Origin of the sequence: Sphingobacterium sp. CZ-2 (assembly GCF_004526235.1) — a bacterium.
Taxonomy (GTDB): Bacteria; Bacteroidota; Bacteroidia; order Sphingobacteriales; family Sphingobacteriaceae; genus Sphingobacterium; species Sphingobacterium tenebrionis.
In genome coordinates, this window is sequence record NZ_CP038159.1 from 1309388 (window position 1) to 1334396 (window position 25009).

The 25009-nt window shown below is 40.8% G+C and carries 21 protein-coding genes and 1 riboswitch; of the genes, 13 read left to right on the plus strand and 8 right to left on the minus strand.

Translation table 11 applies throughout. The features are described from left to right. Position 1: 1 nt before the first annotated feature. Complete coding sequence (locus E3D81_RS05950) at positions 2 to 3157, minus strand: SusC/RagA family TonB-linked outer membrane protein (RefSeq protein WP_245153294.1); 3156 nt, start codon at positions 3155 to 3157, stop codon at positions 2 to 4. Between the two features lie 210 nt (positions 3158 to 3367). Here E3D81_RS05950 and E3D81_RS05955 point away from each other — a divergent pair, with 210 nt between their 5' ends. The 8 genes from E3D81_RS05955 to E3D81_RS05990 all read left to right on the plus strand — a co-directional run bounded on the left by E3D81_RS05955 (position 3368) and on the right by E3D81_RS05990 (position 12343). Then, complete coding sequence (locus E3D81_RS05955) at positions 3368 to 6232, plus strand: triple tyrosine motif-containing protein (protein ID WP_134776796.1); 2865 nt, start codon at positions 3368 to 3370, stop codon at positions 6230 to 6232. A 62-nt stretch (positions 6233 to 6294) separates the two neighbouring features. Continuing rightward, positions 6295 to 6393: riboswitch (TPP riboswitch) on the plus strand. 60 nt (positions 6394 to 6453) lie between these two features. After that, the gene (gene thiS / locus E3D81_RS05960) at positions 6454 to 6660 is read left to right on the plus strand and encodes a sulfur carrier protein ThiS (protein ID WP_099366213.1); all 207 of its coding nucleotides are present in this window, start codon (positions 6454 to 6456) and stop codon (positions 6658 to 6660) included. A 25-nt stretch (positions 6661 to 6685) separates the two neighbouring features. Beyond that, positions 6686 to 8500 (plus strand): phosphomethylpyrimidine synthase ThiC, encoded by a 1815-nt coding sequence (gene thiC, locus E3D81_RS05965; RefSeq protein WP_167554245.1) that lies wholly within the window; start codon positions 6686 to 6688, stop codon positions 8498 to 8500. Further along, positions 8497 to 9099, plus strand: coding sequence for a thiamine phosphate synthase (locus E3D81_RS05970; protein ID WP_134776797.1), 603 nt, complete (start codon positions 8497 to 8499; stop codon positions 9097 to 9099). Before thiC ends, E3D81_RS05970 begins: the two co-directional genes overlap by 4 nt. Further along, positions 9074 to 9694, plus strand: a complete 621-nt coding sequence (locus E3D81_RS05975) for a thiamine phosphate synthase (RefSeq protein ID WP_209023112.1) — start codon at positions 9074 to 9076, stop codon at positions 9692 to 9694. The genes E3D81_RS05970 and E3D81_RS05975 overlap by 26 nt, the downstream gene beginning before the upstream one ends. Continuing rightward, positions 9691 to 10464: a thiazole synthase gene (locus E3D81_RS05980; protein ID WP_134776798.1), complete on the plus strand. Its 774-nt coding sequence runs from the start codon at positions 9691 to 9693 to the stop codon at positions 10462 to 10464. Before E3D81_RS05975 ends, E3D81_RS05980 begins: the two co-directional genes overlap by 4 nt. Before the next feature lie 41 nt (positions 10465 to 10505). Further along, the gene (thiH, locus tag E3D81_RS05985) at positions 10506 to 11636 is read left to right on the plus strand and encodes a 2-iminoacetate synthase ThiH (RefSeq protein ID WP_134776799.1); all 1131 of its coding nucleotides are present in this window, start codon (positions 10506 to 10508) and stop codon (positions 11634 to 11636) included. Continuing rightward, a complete protein-coding gene (locus tag E3D81_RS05990) occupies positions 11633 to 12343 on the plus strand; it encodes a HesA/MoeB/ThiF family protein (protein ID WP_134776800.1) in 711 nt (236 codons plus the stop codon). The genes thiH and E3D81_RS05990 overlap by 4 nt, the downstream gene beginning before the upstream one ends. Here E3D81_RS05990 and E3D81_RS05995 read toward each other — a convergent pair. Then, positions 12340 to 13761, minus strand: coding sequence for an RtcB family protein (locus E3D81_RS05995; RefSeq protein WP_134776801.1), 1422 nt, complete (start codon positions 13759 to 13761; stop codon positions 12340 to 12342). The two genes, E3D81_RS05990 and E3D81_RS05995, sit on opposite strands and share 4 nt — an antisense overlap. A gap of 60 nt (positions 13762 to 13821) precedes the next feature. After that, positions 13822 to 14916: a slipin family protein gene (locus E3D81_RS17480; RefSeq protein WP_134776802.1), complete on the minus strand. Its 1095-nt coding sequence runs from the start codon at positions 14914 to 14916 to the stop codon at positions 13822 to 13824. Between the two features lie 670 nt (positions 14917 to 15586). On the opposite strand from E3D81_RS17480, the gene E3D81_RS06005 reads away from it, so the two are divergent. From E3D81_RS06005 to E3D81_RS06015, 3 genes are read left to right on the plus strand one after another with little or no spacing between them, the layout of a single operon-like run. Further along, complete coding sequence (locus tag E3D81_RS06005; protein WP_134776803.1) at positions 15587 to 16630, plus strand: helix-turn-helix transcriptional regulator; 1044 nt, start codon at positions 15587 to 15589, stop codon at positions 16628 to 16630. Between the two features lie 6 nt (positions 16631 to 16636). Continuing rightward, entirely contained in the window at positions 16637 to 17302 is a 666-nt protein-coding gene (locus E3D81_RS06010; RefSeq protein ID WP_134776804.1) for a TetR/AcrR family transcriptional regulator, read from the plus strand. Next, positions 17280 to 17822: a GNAT family N-acetyltransferase gene (locus E3D81_RS06015; RefSeq protein WP_134776805.1), complete on the plus strand. Its 543-nt coding sequence runs from the start codon at positions 17280 to 17282 to the stop codon at positions 17820 to 17822. Before E3D81_RS06010 ends, E3D81_RS06015 begins: the two co-directional genes overlap by 23 nt. A gap of 152 nt (positions 17823 to 17974) precedes the next feature. On the opposite strand, the gene E3D81_RS06020 is transcribed toward E3D81_RS06015, so the two are convergent. From E3D81_RS06020 to E3D81_RS06030, 3 genes are all read right to left on the minus strand, one after another. Further along, positions 17975 to 20323, minus strand: a complete 2349-nt coding sequence (locus tag E3D81_RS06020) for a M1 family metallopeptidase (protein WP_134776806.1) — start codon at positions 20321 to 20323, stop codon at positions 17975 to 17977. After that, positions 20320 to 20895, minus strand: coding sequence for a HupE/UreJ family protein (locus E3D81_RS06025; RefSeq protein ID WP_134776807.1), 576 nt, complete (start codon positions 20893 to 20895; stop codon positions 20320 to 20322). Before E3D81_RS06025 ends, E3D81_RS06020 begins: the two co-directional genes overlap by 4 nt. A gap of 102 nt (positions 20896 to 20997) precedes the next feature. Continuing rightward, positions 20998 to 21375, minus strand: a complete 378-nt coding sequence (locus E3D81_RS06030) for a hypothetical protein (RefSeq protein WP_134776808.1) — start codon at positions 21373 to 21375, stop codon at positions 20998 to 21000. A 74-nt stretch (positions 21376 to 21449) separates the two neighbouring features. Here E3D81_RS06030 and E3D81_RS06035 point away from each other — a divergent pair, with 74 nt between their 5' ends. Further along, positions 21450 to 21959 (plus strand): DUF6702 family protein, encoded by a 510-nt coding sequence (locus tag E3D81_RS06035; RefSeq protein ID WP_134776809.1) that lies wholly within the window; start codon positions 21450 to 21452, stop codon positions 21957 to 21959. Positions 21960 to 22331: 372 nt separating this feature from the next. Here E3D81_RS06035 and E3D81_RS06040 read toward each other — a convergent pair whose 3' ends face one another. Beyond that, on the minus strand, positions 22332 to 23234 hold the full coding sequence (locus tag E3D81_RS06040; RefSeq protein ID WP_134776810.1) for an AraC family transcriptional regulator: 903 nt from the start codon (positions 23232 to 23234) through the stop codon (positions 22332 to 22334). A 400-nt stretch (positions 23235 to 23634) separates the two neighbouring features. Between E3D81_RS06040 and crcB the strand changes: the two genes are divergently transcribed. After that, positions 23635 to 24018, plus strand: coding sequence for a fluoride efflux transporter CrcB (gene crcB, locus E3D81_RS06045; protein ID WP_134776811.1), 384 nt, complete (start codon positions 23635 to 23637; stop codon positions 24016 to 24018). Here the strand turns inward: crcB and E3D81_RS06050 are convergent. After that, positions 24008 to 24991 carry a LacI family DNA-binding transcriptional regulator gene (locus tag E3D81_RS06050; protein ID WP_134776812.1) on the minus strand — a complete coding sequence of 328 codons (984 nt, stop codon included), beginning with the start codon at positions 24989 to 24991 and terminating at the stop codon, positions 24008 to 24010. The genes crcB and E3D81_RS06050 overlap by 11 nt on opposite strands. Positions 24992 to 25009 lie beyond the last annotated feature (18 nt).

Consider the following 25009-nt stretch of genomic DNA (forward strand, 5'->3'; position numbering starts at 1 on the left):
CTTAAAATTTAAAATTAGCACCAAAAGAAAAAGTCCTCGCTTGTGGATATGCCCCACGGTCAACACCTGTATTCATGATTCCTCCAGGCAATTCCGGATCATATCCTAGATAGTTGGTAAACGTGAATGCATTTTTAACCTGCGCGAACAGGCGGATAGATTTAACATATTTTGAAAGCTGTGGATTTTCCAATGTATAACCCAATTGAAGGTTCTTCACCTTTAGGAAGGATCCATCTTCCACGAATCGGTCAGAAACTCTATTGTTATTGTTCGCATCCGTAAAGGAATATCTTGGATAACGAGCGTCATTCGTACTGTTTGGACCTGTCCATCGGTTCAGGATACTGTTCGGTTTATTGGAATAATTGGCATTCCGTTCATATGCGCGGTACAGATCATTACCGAAAGAACTGTATAAGAAGGCGGAGAAATCAATCATTTTATAAGAAAGGTTCAAGCTCAAACCCAAAGTCATGCTTGGGAATGGATCGCCTATTTTGGTCATATCCGAAGCATTGATCACGCCATCTTCATTGATATCCATAAATTTGATATCCCCGGGTCTAGCGCCTTCCTGTTGAGCCCATGCATCAATTTCATCTTGATTTTGGAACAATCCAACAGTTTTATATCCATAGAAATAACCTGGTGTCTCCCCTTTTTCAAAAACGGTTACTGTCTGCGATTGACCATTGAAATAACCCCCGCCAATGATTTTTGCAGTGCCATCGTCATTGGTCGCTGTTACTTTATTCTTTGCTGTGGTAATGGTCAATGCAGAACCAAATTTCCAGTTGGATCCGTAATTGTCGTTATACCCGAAGGTGATATCCAAACCATCTGTTTGGGTAGAACCAATATTTGCCGTAGGGATGGCAACTGTGCCCAGGTAAAGCGAGGCAGAAGGGGTAAACAACAGACCATCAACAGTTTTATGAAAATAATCAGCATCCAAGCTGAATTTGTTATTTGCAAATTGAAGGTTGAATCCCACGTTGGCCTGTACCTGTTTTTCCCAAGCTAAGCTTGGATTATCAATGGAGGTTAGGCTAGATCCCGAATAAAAAACACCCGAGAAATTATATCCATTGGAATTTGCATTTGGTCCATAAACTGGTCCTCCAGTACTGATTCCAGCAAATTGAGGACTTACATTTTCATTTCCGATCGTACCGTAACTTGCTCTGATTTTGAATAGATTTATGAATTCCGATTGAAAGAAATCTTCATTTGAAACAACCCATCCAAGAGAACCAGATAGGAAATTCGCAAATTTATTGTTAGATCCGAAAGCATAGGATCCATCCCTACGCATGGACACCGAAGCCAAATAACGTTCGTTATAATCGTAATTGACACGCCCAAAATATGAAAGATTCTTTCGGAAATATTGTCCATAACTTCCATCACGTCCATCCGTACGTTCGGAAGAATTGGCCCCAGTTGCTGCACTGAAATCCGCGAACTCCCAAGAATTATAGGGAACATCTTGTCGGGTTGCAGACATACCATTTCCAGTAGCCTTAAAAGCCGACATCCCTAAAACAGTCTCAAAATTATGCAATTCATTCACCTTAAAATCATAATTCACGAAGTTTTCCCAGGTATAATTAAAGTATTCATTCTTATTATGGCTCACACTATTGTGTTTGCCCGTAACAGTAGAACCGTCCGCATTCATGGAATTATCCACATTATTTACACCATAGAACACCAAAGGATTGAAGGTTTTTCCATTATCATCATATCGGGAATAACCAAACCTGGAAGTAAATCGAAGATTGTGAAGGAGACTATAGGTGAGCTCACCCTTCCCATAGATCTTATTACCCCGGTAGGTATTATAAGTGTTTTCCAATTTGGTCAAAGGATTGAAAATTTCGGATAACAATAAGGTACTGAAACCATATTGACCGACGATATTCGGATCAGTATTGTACAAAGGGACAGTAGGGTCATAATTCAACGCACTACCAAGAATGGAGTTAAACGAGTTTTCCTGAATACCTTTACTATTGATCAATACATAGCTCGTATTTAATGTAAATTTCAGTTTATTGCTCAAATCATAACTCATATTGGCCGTACCAGTGGCACGGTTGAACCTGGATTTATCATAACCACCAACAATACCTCCCTGCCCCAACCAACCGGCTGATAGAAAGTAAGTGGTTTTTTCACCTCCACCATTTGCTGTAAGGGTATAGGATTGATCCAATGGTTTTTCAAAAACCATCTCCTGCCAGTCAACGCCTTCACCAAAAACAGTGATATCCGGGAAAATAGCGTTTCCACCAGCAGCAATGCTTCCTTCGTTAATGATTCCTGCATATTCTGTGGCATTGAGCATGTTAATTTTTTTCACAGCCTCTTGGTAGCCGACATTTGTATTGATACCAATTTGTACAGGAGCATTCTTACGTCCAGATTTCGTGGTGACAACAATAACCCCATTGCCGCCTTTGACTCCGTAAATTGCAGTTGTAGCAGCGTCCTTTAAAACATTTATAGACTCGATATCCGTGGAAGATATGGCATTGAGATCGTCCAAGGATTGCGGTACCCCATCAACGATAACCATCGGATCTGTCCCTGAAAAGGATGGGATACCACGCACAAGGACGGTCGGTTTAGATCCTGGAGTTCCTCCTTGTATAACATTAACCCCAGATGCTCTTCCCTGCAATGCTTCCTCTACGCGCGTAGGTCTCAATTTTTCAATATCTTCACCTTTCACTGTCGAAATCGCACCGGAAACCTTGGTAATTCGCTGCGTTCCATAACCAACTACAACAACATCCTCAATCAGACTGGCATCACTGGCTTCCAATTGGATGTTTAAATTCCTCGCATTTGCTGTTAAAGTAATGGTTCTGTCTTCATAACCTACATAAGTTATGATCAATTGATTACCTGGTTGAGCAGATATTTCAAATCTACCCTGACCATCAGTACTGGTCGCTTTGTTGGTACCCAAAATCCGGACAGTAGCCCCAGATATGGTTTCGGCAAGCGCATTTCTCACAACACCAGTATAAGATTGCTCCTGCACTTGGGCTTTGGCCATAGAAGGCATCACAAAGGTCAATAGGAGCATCAGGTTGCAAACATACATATGCCACTTGCATTTGTTGATTAGGTAAAATAACATCATGTTTAATTGCTGTTTATAAATGGTTAAAATTTCTGAAGGCATACTTAGCAGTCGCACATCAATATCCCAAAGTTAATGTAGAATGCTTTATCCACCAATTTTTTACACCCTATAATGCCACTACAAAATAAATTTATACCATTGTAAATCAGATAATTAAAATACTACATATATTTGTATTAAAAAAAAGAGAATCTAACCAATTAAAATATGACCAATTTCTATTCTAGGGTTTTTCTTTTATTAGTAACTCTCCTACCCTGCTTGACTGTTATGGGACAGAAGAACATTGGTGTAGCCAAGATTGTTAACATCAGCCATTTTGATATGGATGCCGGTACCCAAAATTGGCAGATTCAGCAAGATAGTGCTGGTACTATGTATATTGCCAATAACAATGGGCTGATCACCTTCAACGGGAAAGAATGGAAATCCTACCCCATTCCGAACCATACTATTCTTCGTTCGCTGAAAATCATAGATCAGAAAAGAATTTACGCCGGTGGTCAAGGTATGTTCGGATATTTTATCCCCCACAATTCAGGTTTACAGTATGTCGATTTAACAAAACTAATACCGAAGGAACAGCAAGATTTTGGAGACACTTGGAGAATTGAACAATTTGAAAACCACATATTCTTTCAAACATCCCGATATATTTTTCAATATGATGGAAAGAAGATAACAGTTTTACCTGCAGCAAGAGGAACAGAATGGTCTTTCCTTGCCAAAAATCAGGGACGGTTATTCATAGCAGAAAAGGACAAACTTTATGAATGGAAACAAGGGAAACAAGGGAAACTTACCCTTATTCGAAAAGATATTTTTGCCTATATCACCGGGCTGACCGATCTAGGTAAGGAGGGCATTTTGGTAAGTTTATTGACAGAACAAGCATTTCTTATCAAAGATAATGGAACGAGTCCTTTCCATTTACCCTCGGAAATAGTCAACCAACAAGTAAATAGTATCAGTGAATTGGAAAACGAGCAATATGCGATCGGAACTGTCTCTAATGGTCTTTATATTGTTGATAAAAATTGGAAAATCATACAGAATATCAATAGCTCAGATGGTTTAAGGAACAACACTGTGCTATCGAGCCTAGTGGATAAAAATGCAAGGCTTTGGCTTGGTTTGGACAATGGCATCGCGATAATCGATGCCAATTCAGCCATCAGAAATATATACCCTCTACCTCAAGTTCCGATGGCCAGTTATACCTCTTCGGTATATGACAATAAATTATTCATTGGGACCACCGATGGGGTCTATCAAACGACTATTGATCCTGATGCAAGGGATTTATCCTATTCCTCCCACGCATTCAAAAAAATGCAGAATAGCAAAGGACAGGTATGGAATTTCGCCATTACATCCGGTGAATTCTACATGCTGCACCACACAGGGACTTACCATTATCAGAACAATAACTTTGTACAGATGAACCAATTAGGTTCCTGGCTAGTGAAGGAGACAAAAGATAAACAACTTTTGATCGGGACATATAATGGTCTTTTTAGTTCTTCTAATGGTTTAAAAGACCTGATGCTGCTAGGAAAAATGGATGAATCCATGCGTTTTCTACAATTGGAGAAAGATGAACGATATGCTTGGACCTCGCATCCTTATCGAGGGGTATATCGATATCATTTGGAAAATCCACAAGAAAAAGCGAAACTATATGGTAATGAAGATGGTTTGCCAGCCCAAATCAACAATTACGTCTACAAAATCAAAGATCAGATTTTGGTCACCAACCCTCAAGGGATTTATCGTTTCGACCACCATAAGAACCGGTTCATTAGAGATGAATATTGGAATGCGCTCTTCGGAAATAATGCTATCATCTATCTGAAAGAAGATCAACAAAATCGAGTATGGTTCGTTAGTGAAGAAAGATTAGGAGTTCTAGATTTAAGCACTAAAAAAATAACCTTTTTTCCTGAACTCGAAAAGAATATGATAGGTGGATTCTACCATATCAATCCTGTTGACGGGAAGAATATCTTAGTTGGGTCCTACAATGGGTTATTTCACATCAATTATGAGGTTTACCGCTCCAGAATGGAGAAGCCGGTCATATCCTTCAATAAGATTTTAGTGAGTAACCAGGTAAAAGACAGCATATTGATGAACGGTTATTTCAGTAGCCAGTTAAGTGAAACCAAAAAACAGGATCAGGAATTATGGATGCCTCCGGCTTTCAATTCCATTATTTTGGATATCTGTAACCATGATTTCCAAAAAGATGCCATGCAGTATGCTTATCGAATACAAGGGCAGGGTGATTGGTCTAACTGGACATCGGAATCTACTCGGACCTTCGGGAACTTAAAACCTGGAAAATATGTTTTTGAGGTGAAGGCAAAAAACCGATATGATCAAGAATCCGAAACACTTTCCTATACCGTCAACATCAATAAACCTTGGTACCAAAGTCTTTGGGCGATAATCATTTATTGCTGTCTTGGTTTAGGATTAGTTTATCTCGGTTATACACTTTACCTTAACCAACTTTGGAAGCAAAAAGAACGTTTTGAAAAAAAGCAAAGGGACCTCACCTACCTTCATGAATTGGAAAGTCGGGATAAAGAACATAAGATTACCGAGCTGGAAAAGGAAAAGTTACAAAATGATCTGATGTACAAAAACAAAGAATTGGCTTCCATCACCATGAATATTTTTAGAAGGAGCCGTCTAATGGATCGAATGAAACTGGAAATGGAAGAAGTAATCGCCAATATCGATAACAGGGAGACGAAAAACGAAGTGGAAAAAATCGTCAAAAAATTAGTGGACCATTCGAAACAGCGGGATGATTGGGAGCAGTTCTCCCTACATTTCGATGCCATCCATGCTAATTTTTTGAAGAAAATAAAGAATAAATATCCTGCCCTAACAGCAACCGATCTTAAACTCTGTGCTTATATCAAACTCAATATGTCCAGCAAGGAAATTGCCCAGATATTGCATATTTCGCCTAAAGGTGTGGAGGTCGCTCGCTATCGATTACGGAAAAAACTAAACTTGGATCAGCAGGCCAATCTTGCGGATTTTCTGAATGATATTTAACCCACACTGGCAACAATTAATTTTAAATAATTTTTATTTCCATGAAATAATCCCTAGCTTAGTCGAAACTTTAGGGGTGTCTGCAAGGATTGCAGGCTGAGATTTTACCCTTTGAACCTGATCTAATTCATATTAGCGTAGGGAAAAGTAGAACTCAACATGGGTGCGTATCTGCAACCTTGCGGCGTTCCTAAAGTTTATCAAAAAAGATAAACATAGGAATGGAAATCAGCATCAACCAAGAAAAAATTCATTTTGAAATTGCTCCAGCGTCGATCCAAGAATTACTGGAACAACATTACCCAACTTTAACATCAGGTTTTGCCATTGCCCTCAACCAACAGGTAGTGCCGAGGGACCTCTGGAAATCCACCCCTATCCAATCTCAAGATCAAATACTAATCATTTCGGCCACCCAAGGTGGTTAATATTCATTTTTCATACCCCCATATTATGAACGAGCAAAGCATAAGTACGAGCCCATTTCCCAATTCCAGAAAGATTTATGTTTCTGGAGAACTGTTCCCTATCCAGGTTCCCATGCGGGAAATCAGCCTTAGCCCAACAAAACTAAGCAAAGGCGGCGTGGAGGAAAACCCAGCCATTACGGTCTATGATACCTCTGGTCCATACACCGATAGCAACGAAACCATTGATGTACGCAAAGGACTGAAAAGGGTTCGGGAGCAATGGATCATCGATCGAGGTGATGTGGAAGAGTTAACACAGATCAGCTCCGAATATGGAAAAGCCAGGTTAGCAGACCCTAAATTGGATGAACTCCGTTTTTCCTACGCACATAAGCCCCTAAAGGCTTTGCCAGGCAAAAATGTGACCCAATTACATTATGCACGAAAAGGGATCATCACCCCGGAAATGGAATATATCGCCATCAGGGAAAACCAACGTATAGAGCAGATAGAAGCTGCTCCAGCCGCATTGCAGCAACAACACCCAGGCGAAAGTTTTGGTGCAAAAACCCCGAAAACTAGAATCACCCCTGAATTCGTTCGGGAGGAGATTGCAGCAGGACGTGCGATCATTCCCAATAACATCAACCATCCTGAAAGTGAGCCAATGATCATCGGACGTAACTTCCTCGTAAAAATCAATGCCAATATTGGCAATAGCGCGGTAAGTTCCAGCATCGAGGAAGAAGTGGAAAAGGCTGTTTGGGCATGCCGTTGGGGTGCAGATACCATCATGGATCTGTCGACAGGAAAAAACATCCATGAAACAAGAGAATGGATCATTCGCAACTCGCCTGTTCCGATCGGTACTGTGCCTATCTATCAAGCCTTAGAAAAAGTGAATGGAGTGCCAGAGGACCTGACCTGGGAAATTTTCAAGGACACCCTGATCGAACAGGCCGAACAAGGCGTTTCCTATTTCACCATCCATGCGGGAGTACGATTGAAATACATCCACCTGACTGCCAATAGGGTAACTGGGATTGTATCCAGAGGTGGATCCATCATGGCAAAATGGTGTTTATACCATCATCAGGAAAGTTTCTTGTATACGCATTTTGAGGAGATCTGTGAGATCATGAAACAATATGATGTGGCCTTTTCCTTAGGCGATGGTCTGCGACCGGGATCCATTGCTGACGCCAATGATGCGGCCCAGTTCGCAGAGTTGGAAACCTTGGGAGAACTGACCAAAATTGCCTGGAAACACGATATACAAGTGATGATTGAGGGTCCTGGCCACGTGCCTATGCACATGATCAAGGAAAATATGGAAAAGCAGTTGGAGGAATGTGATGAAGCGCCTTTCTATACCTTAGGACCATTGACCACCGATATAGCGCCAGGTTATGATCATATTACCTCAGCAATCGGAGCGGCCATGATCGGTTGGTACGGATGTGCCATGCTTTGCTATGTAACTCCCAAAGAACATCTGGGATTACCGAATAAAAAAGATGTGAAAGATGGAGTCATCACCTATAAACTAGCTGCCCATGCCGCTGATCTGGCCAAAGGACACCCTGGAGCCCAATACCGAGATAATGTATTGAGCAAGGCGCGATTTGAATTCCGTTGGGAGGATCAATTCAACCTCTCCTTGGATCCGGATACCGCAAGGGAATTCCATGATGAAACCTTACCTGCTGATGGGGCGAAAATAGCGCATTTCTGCTCCATGTGCGGACCGAAATTCTGCTCGATGAAAATCACTCAGGAAATTCGGGAGGCCACGGAAGAAGGCATGTTGGAGAAGTCAAAAGAATTTATTGAATCTGGAAAAGAGATCTATATATGATCATCGTGATTTCAGAAGAGCAGTATGTTCCTTCGGAACTGAAGCATTGGTTGGCCTTATTTGATGCAGGACTGGAAAATCTCCATCTGCGCAAATACGGCTTACCAGATCAACTTCTGCTGTCCCTTCTGAACCAAATTCCAACTGTATTCCGGAAATATCTGGTACTACATAGCCACCAGCATTTGGCTGCTGAATTAGGAATCGAAAGAGTACATCTCAAAAGAGAGGGATCGATCGAAATGGAATATCAAACCTTCAGGAAATCCTGTTCCACCCATAGCCTGGAAGAATTTAACCAATTGACCAGCTTTTGGGAATATGCTTTTTTAGGACCTTTATTTTCGAGTATTTCCAAACCGGGATACCAAGCAAACCCGGATCTGGCCAATGCTTTAGCGATTACCCAAAGACAAAACTACCATACAAAACTGATTGCGCTGGGTGGAATCTCCAAAAAGCAAATCACAAAACTATCCATATTAGATATCGATGGAATAGCCTTAAAAGGAGGAATCTGGAAATCTGAAAACCCAGCACAAAGTTTTAAAGAAATACAAAAACAATATCTAAATGAAAAAGGGAAAATCAATTCCTAGATTACAATATATTTCCCAAGGCCTTACAGAAACCGATCAGCTCACAGGCATACAGCGAGTTCTGGATGCTGGAATCAAATGGGTTCAGGTAAGATGGAAAGAGGCCGACCTTGCGGAACTAAAAAATCTTCTGGAAATAGTCAAACCTCTATGTCAATCCTATAATGCTTATTTATGCATCAATGATCAGGTGGCATTGGCAAAGGAATTCGAAGCAGATGCCTTACACCTTGGCCTAAATGATTCCCCCATAATACAAGCAAGGGCAATTTTAGGATCGGACACCTTGATTGGAGGAACCGCAAATACCTTCCAGGATGTAAAACAAAGGATCGAAGAAAAAGTGGATTATATTGGATTGGGCCCGCTACGATTCACCAGCACCAAAAAATCATTAAGCCCCATCCTTGGCTATCAAGGCTATGAAGAAATCTTCGAAAACCTCAGGCTGCATGAACTTTCCTGCCCTCCCATCTTTGCCATTGGTGGAGTGGAATGGGAAGACACGGATATCCTACAGCATTTAGGCCTTTACGGCTTTGCGGCTTCCAAATTATTTTTAAAAGAACCGATACCTTCAGAACTAATTCTATGAAACCCTTAGTTATTGCCGATAAAACATTTGATTCACGCCTATTCTTGGGAACAGGCAAATACGGAAGCCATAAACTGATGCGTGAATCCATATTAGCCTCCGGTTGCAACATGGTCACCATGGCCTTAAAGCGCTTGGACATGCAAGAAAAGGAAGATTTCTTTTTACAAGCGATGGAAATCCCAGGTATGAACTGGCTACCAAATACCTCAGGTGCTCGAACTGCAGAGGAAGCTATTTTTGCCGCTCAATTAGCGCGAGAAGCATTAGGCACCAACTGGCTGAAGTTAGAAATACATCCCGATCCCCGCTATCTACTTCCCGATCCGATCGAAACATTGAAGGCGACGGAAGAATTGGCAAAACAAGGATTTATTGTCCTGCCCTACATCCATGCCGATCCTGTTCTCTGTAAACGATTAGAAGATGTAGGCACCGCAGCTGTGATGCCGCTTGCGGCCCCTATCGGTAGCAATAAAGGCCTAAAAACCATGGATTTTTTAGAGATCATCATCGAACAGAGCCAGGTTCCAGTCATTGTGGATGCCGGAATCGGAGCGCCCTCTGATGCCGCCAAAGCCATGGAAATTGGAGCAGATGCCGTATTGGTCAATACAGCCATTGCGACAGCTAATGATCCAATCCTAATGGCCACAGCCTTCAAAGAGGCAGTAAATGCCGGAAGAATTGCTTATGAATCGGGATTAGCCGCAACGAAAAGCAAGCATGCAGCAGCTTCTTCCCCTTTAACTTCCTTTTTATTCGATTGATCATCAGCAGTTATGCTTAACCAGTCAATTTATCAGTAGCTATGTTAAACAAATCAAAGTATCAGCAGGTATTCCAACAATATGCCTGGGAAGATATCAAAGCAACGATCTATGAGGCTACAGCAAATGATGTTTCCCGAAGCTTGGGCAAAACCAGGTTGGATGTTTCCGATTTCATGAACCTGATCTCACCAGCGGCCGAACCTTATTTGGAAGAGATGGCTTTTCGATCCATGCAACTGACCCAACAACGATTCGGAAAAACCATACAGTTATATGCTCCGTTGTACCTCAGCAATGAATGCCAGAACATCTGTACTTATTGTGGCTTCAGTATGGACAACAAGATAAAACGAAAGACACTGTCCGACAGCGAATTGCTCTTGGAAGCTTTTGCTTTAAAGGCCATGGGTGTTAACCATGTGCTGTTGGTATCCGGAGAAGCCAATAAAATCGTAGATACCCCCTATTTCCTGCATGCCATAGAACTTTTGAGGCCACATTTTGCGCATATTTCCTTGGAAGTACAGCCTTTGGACCAAGCAGATTATGAAGTGTTGCAAAAAGCTGGACTACATTCCGTGCTGGTCTATCAGGAAACCTATCATCAGGAGGTTTACAAACAGTACCATCCAAAAGGCAAAAAATCAAACTTTTCCTATCGATTGGATACCCCCGATCGCATCGGAAAGACTGGAATCCACAAAATGGGCTTGGGCGTTTTATTGGGCCTGGAAGACTGGCGTATCGACAGTGCTTTGAACAGCTTCCATCTGGAATATTTACAAAAAACCTACTGGCGAACCAAATATTCGGTTTCCTTTCCCCGCTTGAGACCGGCCCAAGGTATCATAGAACCTAATTTTATCATGGAGGATAGGCACCTGCTTCAGCTGATCTGCGCCTATAGGATATGGAATCCCGATCTGGAAATTTCCCTTTCCACACGAGAGGACCAAAAATTCAGGGATCATATCATTCCTTTAGGAATTACCCATATGAGTGCCGCCTCCAAGACCAACCCAGGGGGCTATGTGGTCGACCCGGAATCCTTGGAACAATTCGAGATCTCGGATGAGCGATCGATGGATGATATCAGACAGTTGATTCGAACAGTGGGATATGAACCGGTAATGAAAGATTGGGATAAGGTTTACTCCTCATTTGCATGAAAAAGGAAGATCCGTTTTTACGATATAGCCGTCAGGTGTTCATCGAGGAGATTGGTGTCGCTGGGCAACGCAAAATTATGGCCTCCAAGGTTCTGGTGATCGGCGCTGGCGGATTAGGTTCGGCTATTATTCCTTATCTGGCAGCCGCTGGGGTTGGATGCATTGGAATTATGGACCATGACCTGTTGGAATTGCATAACCTTCAAAGGCAGATCATCCATCAAGAAAAAAACATCGGGCATCCTAAGGCTCATAGTGCAGGCGATTTTGTCAAAGCATTGAACTCCAGTTTAATGGTCCACACCTATCCTTTTGCTCTGGATCAGACCAATATGGAATCCATAATCAATAAGTACGATATTATCTTGGATGGCTCAGACAATTTCGAAACACGCTATTTGATCAATGATGGCTGTGTTCAATATCAAAAACCATTAGTCTATGGAAGTATCGAAGGCTTTCAGGGGCAACAAACTGTATTCAATTATCAAGGCGGAAAAAATCTGAGGGATCTATTTCCCCAACCAGAAGAGCCAAGTTACCAGCCAACCTGTGATAGCCTCGGCGTACTAGGACCTTTAGCAGGCATTGTTGGGAACATGATGGCTTTACAGGCCCTAAAAATATCAGCTGGTTTACCTGTTACGATAAACCAGCTGACCATCGTTGATGGCTACCATTGGCGATTTACGACGGTGAATTATTAATCCTCTCGGGAACCGTCATCGGCCATTCGAACTATTTTTGGTGAAAAATTGGCCACAATATCCACCAGATCTTCTTGGGCGGCCATCACGGTATGAATATCCTTATAAGCCATTGGTGCCTCATCCATATTGGAACCGATAAGGGTAACTCCCTGATCGTTCAACATTTGCAGCATGTCCTGTTTTTTCAGGTTTTTAATGGCTTGGGTACGGCTCATTTGACGACCAGCCCCATGGGAAGCAGAGTTGATCGACGACTCCACTCCTTTCCCTCGAACCAAGAAGCCGTCGGATGCCATGGATCCTGGGATAATCCCAAGGACACCCTCTGCAGCAGGAGTAGCTCCTTTTCGATGCACCATCAGTTCTTTGCCTTTATATTGCTCTTTCCAAGCGAAATTATGATGGTTTTCAATCTTGGCCATCCTATCTACCCCCAGATCCTTCAACACCTTTTCATGGATCACCTCATGGCAGGCTGATGCATAATCACCCGCCAGGTTCATGGCGTTCCAATATTCTTGACCGGCTTCTGTATCCATCCCCAAATATGCTAAATGTTGTGCTTGGTAAGGGAGTTTACACAGCTCTTTAGCCAATTTGGTATAATGTCCGGCAATGGTAGCGCCAAGTCCACGAGAACCAGAGTGGGTCAACAAAGCGAGGTATTTCCCTGCAGGGATACCTAATTCCTGGTCCTCTTGCTCAAAATTAATCGACCCAAATTCTACGAAATGGTTCCCTCCTCCTGAGGATCCCAACTGTGTCCAAGCCTTATCCTTCAAATTCGAAATAAAGGGGATTTCTTGGAATAAAGGATTTTCCAACACTTCATGATCCAATCGCTCATGCTTTAAAAAACCATTGCCAGCTCCAAACCGGGTGTTCTGCAAAATGATCTTTTTAAGCCAATCGTGTTTTTCCAGTAAGGCAACATCTTCCATATCAAAGATGGATAAGGCCATTCGACATCCGATATCCACCCCTACAGCATAAGGAATAATGGCATTTTCCGTTGCCAATACCCCGCCGATTGGTAAACCATATCCCTGGTGGGCATCAGGCATCAAAGCACCCGCTACCGACACCGGTAATCGCATAGCAACATCCATCTGCTTTCTTGCCCCCTCTTCAATATGTTCTTCCCCATATACGGCGTAGGCATCCGTTGATTCTTTTAATGGAATGATGTTGGTGTCCTTTTCCTCGGGAAACAATAAAGCTTTCGCCAAGGGTTCGAAAATCGCGTCTTCCGAAAAGGATTCCGGATCAGCTAAAACCTCTTTAAATTTCTGAAGCATTTCATCACGTTTTAATCCATGACGCTTGCTATTGATCTTTAGGGCAATACCTAATGCACGGTTTTCTTTATAACCTAAGGCTAATAAATCATTCCCATTTATACGTTTATTTTCCATTTTTTGTTTTCCTTTCTTCTTTTTAAAATTGCTAGGGACGAATTTCCCTAGCAAACTTCTTTATTTTACGAACAATTGTTTTAACTGGTCTAATACCTGGCCATTGCCTGAAACCGAGATGTTATTGATCTTTTCGGAGATCTTCTCCATGTATTCCATTTCTTTCAACCGGAACAACATGTTATTCTCTTCCAATAATTTAGCCGTGTTCAACAAACTTCTGGTCGAAGCTGTTTCTTCCCGCCGGGTGATGATATTGGCTTGCGCCCTTTTTTCAGCAATCAACACCTGATTCATGATATCCCGTACATCGCCAGGTAAAATGATATCCTTAATCCCTACATAGAACAATTTCAATCCCAATTCCTCCACCTTCAATTGAAAGTTCTTGAAAAAATAGGAAGAAATTCCTTCTCTATTTTCCATTAAGCCATCCAAGCTAAAGTTTCCAATGTATTCCCGCAATCCAAATTGCATCAATGCATAAAGTTGATTGTTAAAATCCCTATTATCCAAAAGGGCTTTATAGATATCTTCAACTTGATATTGCACGATAAAATTGACCCGGATCTGGGCTTTGTCCTTGGTTAAGATCTCTTGTCCAGGAACATCCATCTGTAAGATCCGCAAATCCACTTTTTTGATTTCGATCTGTATGCTGTTTTTCCAATAATAATAGCTTCCCGGCAACAATTCCTGTTTAAACATACCATCCACAAAAAGCAAACCCTTCTCTTCTGGATTTATGGTAAACATTCGCACAAAACACTTTAATTGGGATTTTTCAAGCAAATCTCTCTTTATAGACGTTGGGATTTCCAATGTGCTTATATCATACTTTTCGAAACTGTTCTTTTGCAAACCTTTCCAAAAGAAATACCGTCCGGCACCCAAGACCTGATATAAATTACCATTGATCCTATGTAAGGCAATTTCCATATCCGGAACCTCGATGACATCAACCAATTCGGCAAAGCCTGGAATGGTTAACATCAGATCCATGTCGAATGGCATTTGCACCACTCCGCTCATTTCATAAACAGCAAGCTTCTCGCCCATCCATAACCAATATTTCCCAGTGGTTAAGATGCGTTCTACGGCATTGTTTTTCAATACCAAGCCTACTTCGTTTTTGTTGATGTTAATCCTTTTCATTTTATTTCATTTTTGGTTTTTATTCCATTTGTTGACAACCTCTTTTTCATTTTACAGCTTCTCTTTTCCTTGTTCATCCCTTGGACAACGGGGATAAGAGGTAAATCCTTTTGCAATTATATACGCTTATGATTTAGGGTATAAATCCGAAGGAATAGCTCAAATCCGCTGGTCATTCAATGGATTGTTACAGATCCTTTCGTCCGCATTGCTGCAGGTTAGAAGATCCTAACGGAACAAGGAATCGATCTGCTTTTCATGTATTTTAGCTTTACCAATTAAGCAACATTGCTTTCGCAAAGACAGGACTCGAACCTGCATATAATTCAACAATCCCTTTGTTGAATGGAGTCAGCAAGCCAACTCTTGATCAGTATACAGTCTATAAATCTATAGCTGCACTATCCTGCTATTCAGAAACAGTAAAATGAATCAAAGAACTTGGTCATACCTGACACTACAAAGATGGGGCTACTACTGCGCAGGGTAATTGCGCAATAGAGGAAAATGCTAAAAATTTTTAAAAAATATGCTAAACACCTGATTTAATGAAACATATATTTTAATATTTCATTATCACTTGGAAAGTAACAGAACAAATACGCAAATAGATTGCGTAGTGAAATCCATTTCATTACATTTATGTTAGCGAATAACCAGATGAAATAACATGTCAAGCAATAAACTCGCCTTAATACGCTATAAAACGATCGACCAATGCTTAAAGCAGCGGCATCGAAAATGGACCTTGGAAGACCTGATGGAAAAAGTATCGGATGCCTTGTACGAATTGGAGGGGATAACTTCTGGCGTTAGCAAAAGGACCATACAGGGAGACATCCAATTGATGCGTAGTAACAAATTGGGTTATAATGCACCGATAGTTGTCAAGGATAGAAAATTTTATGCCTATGATGATCCTACCTATAGCATCAGCAACTCCCCATTATCCCATATGGATATGGAGAAGATGAAAGAAGCATTGGATGTATTGAAGCATCTTAATGGCTTTTCCTTTTTTGAGGAGATGAGTGACATGATCATCCGACTGGAGGACAAAATATTGGTAAATGAAAGTAATAAGCCAAATATTGTCCAAATGGAAGGCAATAAATTGTTGCGAGGGCTGGAGTGGATCAATCAGATCTACCAAGCGATCAAAAATCAAATTCCCCTTTTGATCAAATATAAATCATTCAAATCCCAAACTGCAACCGAACAGATTTACTATCCTTATTTATTGAAAGAATACAGGAACCGATGGTTCTTAATGACCTATACAAAAAACGGAAACACCCTAATAACCTTGGCATTAGACCGTATTCTGGAGATTGAAGAGATGGCAAAATCTTCTTTTAAAGCTTATGAAGGGATAGATTTTGAACGCTATTTTTCGGATACGATCGGCGTTACGAAAAGTCAAAAAGACCGTGGTCAGGCTGTTTTGTTAAAATTTGACGCCAAAAATGTCCCTTATGTGGAAACTAAGCCCCTACATGATTCCCAAGAAATCGTGCAGCGATATCCGGATGGATCGGCATTGTTCCGCATTGATGTGGTCTTGAACCTTGAATTGGAAAGGGAGATCCTAGGTTTTGGGGAATGCGTCGAAGTGCTCGCGCCAAAACAGCTAAAGAACTACATTAAAAGAAGATTGTTCAGAGCTTATAAACAATACCAGAAGGAACCTAAAGTGGAGAAACAGAACAGTTAAAAAGAAATGAAACAAACGAAAACAGGTAAGAAACCAAGAAAAACCACCGCTGGACCAATTAGGGAGAAGGCCAGAACGATGAAAAACCTGGTGGCGGCCGTTGGCAAGGTGTTGAAGAAAAAAGGATATCCTGGATTGACCATCGCAAATATTGCGGTGGAAGCAAAAGTGGACCGGAAATTAGTATATGCTTATTTTGGAAACTTGGATAATTTAGTGGAGACCTATATCACCGAACAGGATTATTGGAAATCCAAGGCTAAAAAACAGATTGCCAAGCTGCTGGAGCAGGACCAAATGAGTAAAGAGGAAATGCATGGCTTATTGTTTGGACAATTTGAAACGGTCCTGCAGGATAAGACTTTGCAGCGGATTTTGCAATGGGAACTTTCCGAACCGAATACATCGCTTCGCAAATTGGCGGATGCGCGGGAGGAAGTGGGCGAAGAACTGATTCAAAAATTGGAAAAGAATATTGGGAAGGATGGATTGGATATCCGTGCGGTATTGGCTCTGCAGACAGCCGGTTTGTATTACTTGGCGATACATGCCAAATCGAATGGAAGCACTTTTTGTGGGATTGATATCAATGAGGCAGAGGGAAGAAAACGAATTGAAAAGACCTTGATGGATATTTTGGAAAAATTAGATGAAAAAAAGAATCAAAATTGATGAAAAACTTACACTTCGGGCCTTAGTTTCGGCTGATGCGATTCGGATGTATCAGATAATTGATTCCCAACGGGACTATTTGGGCGAATGGTTGCCTTTTGTGCAGTTTACCAATAAGCTGGAGGATAGTAAGGGTTTTGTGGAGATGTGTATACAGAATTGGAAGAACATGAAAGATTTTGTGTTTAAGATTTGTTTGGATGATCGGATGGTTGGATTGATTGGAACGAAAGAAATTGATTATTTGAATAAATCTACGGAGATAGGGTATTGGTTGTCGGAGGAAGTACAGCATCAAGGGATTATGACAAAGGCGGTTAAGGTGGTTATTGAGCATTTGTTTGAGGAGTTTAATTTGCAAAGGATTCAGATTTGCTGTGCAACTGGAAATGTGAAGAGCAGTAATATTCCGCTGAGGTTGGGTTTTGTGAAGGAGGGGGTTAAGAGAAATGCAGAATGGATAGGGAATTATGAGTTTAGGGATTTGGAGGTGTATAGTTTGTTGAAAGGTGATTTTTGATAAGTAGTTGCGTCATTGCGAGGAGGTACGACGAAGCAATCTTTGCACTAATCGAAAGATTGCTTCGTTCCTCGCAATGACGCGGGGGCTCTCAATTAAGCAGGGCCTCTCAATTAAGCAGGGCCCACGCAAGCCCCCCAGCAATGACGCGGTTACCTCTTCCTCGCTTCTTTCATCGGATTTGACTCCGACGACTGCCCTCTCACCCCTCTGCCCTGCCCCTGAAAAATCTCAAACCTAGAAGGTTGCGATTTTCTTGGCCAAGCATTATTATCCTCATCAATATCTGCTGTTTCTCGCCATGGATCCAACTGAATGGAAACCACTTCCTTCCCCTTAGCAAACACCTTCGTCACCTCATTCTCATTCAACCTCCAAATATAAGCCGGGATATTATCCACTTCCTTACTTCCATCAGCAAAGGTCCATTCAATAATCAATGGCATAACCAACCCCCCATTATTCTTGAATTTCAATTCATAAAAAGAAATCTTTCCATCAAAAATATCCTTCTCCTTCGCATTTAACGACGCATAAAAAGCTTGATAATTTGCCTCATTCTCCGGTTTCACCGCAAAACGGTCCCACTTATTATAAAAATCCAACAAGGAAGTATCCTTTTCTACCAAGAAAGCCATATTTTCTTCCATATTACGCTTCCGAGTAATCGTATTCAAATCCCTATCAAAGGCTTCCTTCTGATCTTTCTGCGTTTTCCCCGGATCTGCACCCGTCATCCTATATTGGGTAACATTCGCTAATTCAATCTCCACTGCATCCGTTGTAAAGAACCAACCCCGCCAGAACCAATCCAGATCAACCGCCGAAGCATCTTCCATCGTCCGGAAGAAATCAGCCGGTGTAGGATGTTTAAATTCCCAACGACGGGCATATTCCTTAAACGCATAATCAAACAGCTCCCTACCCATTACCGTCTCCCTAAGAATATTCAGTGCGGTGGCCGGTTTTGCATAAGCATTAGGCCCAAACTGCACAATATTCTCCGAATTGGTCATAATAGGTTCCAATTGATCCTTCGGCAAACGCATATAATCCGTGATCTTATGCGCCGGTCCGCGACGCGATGGAAAATCCTTATCCCATTCCTGCTCTGTCAAAAACTGTAAAAAGGTATTCAAACCTTCATCCATCCAGGTCCATTGCCTTTCATCCGAATTCACGATCATCGGGAAGAAATTATGTCCTACCTCATGGATGATCACCCCGATCATCCCATATTTCACCGCCTCCGAATAGGTCCCGTCCTCATCAGCACGACCATAATTAAAACAGATCATCGGATATTCCATCCCATTGGCCGCTTCCACTGAAATGGCTACCGGATAAGGGTATGGAATCGAGAATTTGGAATAGGTTTTTAAAGCATGTGCCACCACTTTGGTGGAATATTTTCGATATAAAGGATAAGCTTCTGGCCCGTAATACGACATGGCCATGGGCTGGTTTCCAGGAACACCTTCATTCACCTTCAACGCATCCCATACCAAACGACGGGAACTCACAAAGGCAAAATCACGGACATTCTTGGCTTCATAAACCCAAGTTTTCTTGGCTTTGGATTTCTCACCCATCGCTTTTTGGGCATCGGCCAAGCTCACGATTTCAATTGGCTCCTGGCTGCTTTGGGCTTGCTTCCATCGGTTAAGTTGTGTAGCATTCAATACCTGCCCATAATTCTGACATTCACCAGTAGCTCCAACGATATGGTCCGCGGGAACCGTGATATTCACTTTATAATCTCCAAATACCAAGGCAAACTCTCCTCTACCGGTGAACTGTTTATTCTGCCAACCTTGGAAGTCCGAATAGACCGCCATTCTTGGAAACCATTGTGCGATGGTATAGAGGTAATTATCATCTTTCGCAAAATATTCGTATCCGCCGCGGCCACCCTGCTCCATGCGATTGGTAATCTTATAATCCCAATCGATATGCAGATTCATTTTTGCACCCGGCTTCAAAGCGGTTGGAAGGTCGATGCGCATCATCGTATAATTGATGGTGTATTTCAAAGGTTTATTGGATCCGTCCGTCACCTTATGGATATTTACGCCAAACCCCTTCTTTTCAGGGACTAATGTTTTCAATTGCTCAATCGACATGCGTTCGCTCAAACTACTTTGATTGAATTTTTTGCTTTCTGAACCATCTGCATGTTCGTTTTCATCCAGCTGAACCCATAAATAGGTCAAGGGGTCTGGAGAATTATTGGTATAGGTAATGACCTCAGAGCCTTTAAGGATTTGGTTCACTTCATCGATCTCCACATTGATGACATAATCTGCTTTCTGCTGCCAATACATGGACCCAGGAGCACCAGAAGCGGTCCGGAAGATATTCGGATCACTCAACAAGGTGCCCAATTGTTCAAATTTATTGCCATGATTTGACCCAGGATTTTGTTGAGCCTGAGCAAATGCTAAACACAGGGAGCCAGCGATTACTAAGCTTTGGGTTTTTAGGTTGCCAAATATTTTCATAGTGGAATACGTTCAATAGCCATAATAAAGGAAATACCGATCACTGCAGATGATAAAAAGAAACTCCAGTCCCTATTATTGACCCGGAAGATCTTCAGCATCAGTTCGGACAGTAGGATAACAAAGAAAACGATAATTAGTTGTCCAAATTCCAAACCTATATTAAAGGATAAAAGAGGAACCACAATGTTTGCCTCTTTTCCCAAAAGTGATTGCAAATAATTGGAAAAGCCCAATCCATGGATCAGACCAAAGATGAGGGCCATACTGTAGAGAATAGCAGCGCTTCGCTGCTTTCTTCTTTTCGGCAGGTTATAAAGCGCCGTAATCAGGATAGTGACAGGAATCAGGAATTCGATCCAGCTCATATCAACCTTGATAATCTTGAAGGCTGCCAAGGCAAGGGTAATGGAATGGCCGATTGTAAAAGCTGTAACCAACCAAAGCAGGCGTTTCCAGTCCTTTAAGGTATAGCTACAACATAAAACCAAGACAAATAGGATATGGTCATAGCCATTGAGGTCCAGAATATGTTGCCAACCAAGTTGAAAGTAAATGGAGAAATCGCTCATGATTTAGGTTATTCCAATAATATCACACAAATTTAATATTATTTTAATAAGGAATATTTTATAACTAAATAATTACATAGTTCAAGGATTTAAACTAACCAATTATTTATCCAATACTAACTTTTTGATTCGATCATCAGCCTGCAGCAGTTTAACCTCTTGTTCTGAAAGCTGCACAGAAAATTGGAAATAGTTCGGCATCGGTTGGGAAACATCGATCTGCCGGCCAACATTGATGTTCAGATCCTGAAAAACAGTGATAACAGCATCCTTAACCACAAGAACGGCCTTCGGTTCTGCCAGACCATTAAGTGCAATCGTCAACATATAGGATTCCGACAGGGTGCCCTTATAGGCAATCCGGTCATTTTCATCCTTTTGGCAGGAATTGAAGGTCAGTAAAAGGCAACATCCCAACAACAGTACAACTATATTTTTCAAAGGTTTAGCTTGTTTTAATAATAATAACAGCTTGTTCATCAGTTAATTAATTAGTTTTGGCATGGAAAATTAATAATTTTCCTGAATATTGGATACTTTAGTGTGATAAAAATATGAAAAACCTAAAATACAATTGGAAAGTCCTATGTTTCGTTTTAATATTTGTAACGAGCATTGCCTTCGCACATCCATTTTACGTTAGCATCAGTTCCATCACGTTCAACCCCCAAAAGAAACAGGTAGAAATATCCTGTCGGCTCTTTTATGATGATCTCGAACTGGCCATAAAAAATCAGATGAACCAACGCATTGATGTTATTAATCCGAAGAATAAACAGCAGGCCGATTCTACGATATCTCAGTATATAAGGAACAATTTTCGGATGAAAGTAAATGGTAACCCGGTTGAGCTCAGGTACCTAGGATATGAAATCATTGATGATGTGGCTTGGTGTTATTTATATTCCGAACAGATCAGTTCCATTAATCGACTGGAGGTGACCAATCAACTATTATATCAGGATTTTAAGAGGCAATCCAACATTATGCATGTGCAGGTTGAGAAAACAAAGAAAAGTTACAAGTTAGATCATCCAAAGCGAGTAGCTTCGTTCAGTTTTTAATGGATGAATGATAGAATTGGTAAAAACCTAACCCCCTATAAACACAAAATGCTTTTCGTTAAAAAAGCACATCTAAATTTTAATTATTGATTTTTGTTTTTTAGAAGGTTAACTTTTATTGTTAACACTTCTAGGATTTGGTTTGGATTGATCTCCGACAAAACCCCAATTCGTTACATAATATAAATATGGGTTTCTGACTAGGGTTTGTTTTTTCTTCTTCTCTTTTTTAATCATATTATTTCCTTTCTTTTATTGTTACGGCAATAATATAGCAAAAACCAGTCCAATTTCCAAAGAAATGGTTTATTTTTTTTTAAATAAGCTATTAAACTAAAATATTGGGAATTTAGGGATATATTTCTTTTAAATTTAACGATACACTTCCTTTAAAGGAACGCTTCTTTTATACGTAAAATCTGTTGGCGAACATCCAATGATATGTTTAAATAACCTATTAAAATGAACTACGGTATTAAAACCACAAAGATAGGCCACTTCCGATATATTCTCCGTAGAATGGTTGACCAATAATTGGCAAGCCTTTTCTATCCGTATCTCGTTCAAGAAAGTAACATAGGTTTTCATGGTGTGTTTCTTGAAATACTTACAAAAGGCCGAAGGGGTCATGTGGATTAACTTCGCAATCTCATCAATGGTAATATCCTTCGCATAATTTTCCAGGGTATATCTTAACACCTCATTGATTCGGATACCGACCCGGTCGTTGAAATTGGAATCCTGCAATCCAGAGTATAGGGAAATCATATTCGATTCCTGGGTAAAAAGGAAATCAAATACGGTAAATACCTTTTTGAGTTTGCTGATATTTTGGGATCTAAATAAATCCAGGAACACTTCTTTAATCTCCAGACTATGCTTAGGGCTTAATTTTTTGGAAGAATCCAAGTTCTTGAAGAAATCGCGAATGGAACGAAGTTCCGACATTTCGAACAGGGATCTTAATTTTTCAAACCCAACGAATAGATGAACAACATGGATTAATTCTATGGAATCATTCTCTTTAATAAAAACATGTGGATCATTCGCCTTCAGGATATAAATCTCATCCTTTACAAACGGTTGGATTAAATTCCCGATCACCACGGAACCCCTACCCCTAACAATGTATGAAATCTGAATTTCTTTATGCCGGTGATAGTGGCTATAAAATTGTTCAAGGATATCTTCTTGTACATAAAATGATCCTGACCCACCCGCTGGGGCAGTAAATTCGATAGGTGTTTTCACCTCCATGTTTTTAATCGATTCCATACTAGAGAGAAAATTTAATTCAAATGGTTTAAAAGTCTGGTGTTAAAATTCATAACTAAGTTTAACAAATCTAAGATTTTTTTTTATCCTATTAGCATAGGATTAAACATAAAGTGAACTTTTTTCTCTTAAAAGTTATTGTTACACTTTTTATTGTCAAAAATTTAAGAAACAATCATTTTTATTGGAAAAAATAAGAAAACTGTTCTTAGCTTGTTGAAATATTTTAAATCTACCGGAATCCAAGTTTGATTCTTCATCTAAGTGAGGTCTAAGTGAGATGTAAGTGAGTTGTAAGTGCCTTTAGTCACTTACAACTCACTTACAACTTGCTTAGACATTTCTTCCATAGTGAATCTAAAAAGATATTCCTAAATTGGTCCATCATATACTTGGAAGGATGAAAGATGTTTTAATAATAGCTTTAGGCGGTGGAATCGGCAGTATAATGCGGTATTTTGGTGCACAATTTATCAGCAAGAATTACCCTTCGCATATTCCTATGGGAACCCTGCTTATCAATATTACCGGATGTCTACTTATTGGCTTGTTGATCGGTCTATCGGATAGACAGCAATGGCTAAATAATGAATGGAAACTCCTATTGATCACCGGTTTCTGTGGTGGCTATACCACCTTTTCCACTTTTGCAGCCGAGAACATCAACCTGATCCAAAACCAACAGATCGGATACGCTATCCTCTACACGGTTTTATGTGTGGCTTTAGGTTTATTGGCGGTTTGGGCAGGACTTTCCTTAGGAAAAGTTTTCCTTAGTAACTGACCAAATTAGAGTTGAATACCAGCCCTTCCTTCCGTTCAATATCCTTCATCTGATTCACTAATATCCGAACGCTTTCTTTTGCCAATACATCGGTAGGCTGTTTCACATGACTGATGGGATGATAGAAAAAATCATACACTTCACTGGCATCAAAACACAAGACTTCTAAATCCTTTGGAATCTGAACCCCTCTCTGGGTCAATATTTTCAATCCTGCAACCGACAAGGTGTTGGTGGCAAACACCATCACATCCGTCTTTTGTCCATCCAGGATTTCATATACCACCGATTTCAGTTCCTGATGTTGATTTGCATAATCAATTTCAAAAACATCGGTTACCATATCTTTTGCTGCATCTTTAAATCCAGCCTTCCTATCGATCATATGTTGAAGTTGGGTATTGTAACTGATCAACGAAAGATGTTTAAAACCTTTTTCAATCAGGTTCTTTACCCCTGCGAACATCGATTGGTAATTATCCGTGATGACATAGCTGCTATGGATATGTTTAAAATGCCTATCAATCAAGCACAGTGGTATGCCCAAGGACATGATATATTCAATAGTTTCCTCCGAATTTTCCGGTGGAGAGATGATAAAACCATCTACCTGCCTTTTAATGAACACATCGACTAATTTCTTGAGCTTTTCAGGGCTCTCATCAGAGCTTCCCATAATGGTGGTCAACCCAAATTGGCTGGATTCATCCTCCACCCCTCGTGCAATGGAAGCAAAAAATGGATTGGAAATATCGGCAACGATCAATCCAATGGTATTTGTTTTTCCTGATTTTAAGCTCTGGGCGATGTGATTGGGTTTGTAATTCAATTCCAAAGCGGCCTGCTTGATGCGCATGGCTGTTTCTTTGCCCACTCTTCCCTTTTCCTCATTGCCACTGATCACATAGGATACCAAGGCAGTTGAAACACCCAAATGCTGTGCAATATCCTTTAATGAAACTTTCTTAGCCATGTTATAAAGATAAATTAA